Annotated in this window: 1 protein-coding gene; it reads left to right on the top strand. The window is 59.7% G+C overall.

From position 1 onward, the window contains the following. Positions 1-56: 56 nt before the first annotated feature. Positions 57-1,020 (top strand): IS481 family transposase (locus CYD53_RS29785; RefSeq protein ID WP_103721679.1); only part of this gene is annotated, 964 nt, incomplete at its 3' end.

Raw genomic sequence — 1,020 nt, 5'->3', positions numbered from 1 at the left:
TGTTTGATCCCGGGCTTTGATGGTGCAGTCTTTTCGCGCGAGTGGAAGGAGGCGCTATGGGCCAGGTTCACCATGGGAGCGCCACGACGACAGAGGCGGTCCGTCGAGCGATACAGCATAGTCAAGAGAGCCTGAGGGCTCTGGCGAAGCGCTATGGCATCAACCAGAAGACGGTGGCGAAGTGGAAGAGACGGAGCTCGACGGCCGATCTCAAGACCGGTCCATGCGAGCCCCGATCGACCGTGCTGTCGATCGAGGAGGAGGCGATCATCGTGGCCTTCCGCCGGCATACTCTGCTGCCGCTCGACGATTGCCTCTATGCTCTACAGGCGACGATCCCGCATCTGACGCGCTCATCATTGCACCGCTGCCTGCAGCGTCATGGCATCAGCCGGTTGCCGGAGGTGGCAGGAGACAAGGAGCCGAAGAGGCGCTTCAAGTCCTACCCGATCGGCTACTTCCATATCGATATCGCCGAGGTACAGACTGCCGAGGGCAAGCTCTACCTCTACGTGGCCATTGATCGCACGAGCAAATTCGCCTTCGTCCAGGTGGTCAGGAAGACCGGCCGGACCTCGGCTTCCGCCTTCCTAGTGGCCTTGATCGACATGGTACCGTACCGGATCCACACAGTTCTCACGGACAACGGGATCCAGTTCACCTTCCCGCCTCGTTACGCCGACGGGCCGACAGCTCGTTACGTCACCCACATGTTCGACATGCGGTGCCGCGAGAATGGTATCGAGCATCGCCTCACCAAGGTGAAGCATCCCTGGACCAACGGCCAGGTCGAGCGGATGAACCGCACCATCAAGGAAGCGACCGTCAAGCGCTTCCACTATGACGATCATCGCCAGTTCGAAGCGCACCTCACAGACTTCGTTGCCGCCTACAATTTCGGCCGCCGGCTGAAGACCCTTAGGGGGCTCACACCCTACGAGTTCATCTGCAAATGCTGGACTTCAGAGCCAGAACGATTCAGGCTCGATCCAATCCATCAAATGCCGGGACTGAACACCT

Origin of the sequence: Allobosea psychrotolerans (genome assembly GCF_002917105.1) — a bacterium.
Taxonomy (GTDB): Bacteria; Pseudomonadota; Alphaproteobacteria; order Rhizobiales; family Beijerinckiaceae; genus Allobosea; species Allobosea psychrotolerans.
This window is presented reverse-complemented; position numbering and strand designations above follow the sequence as displayed.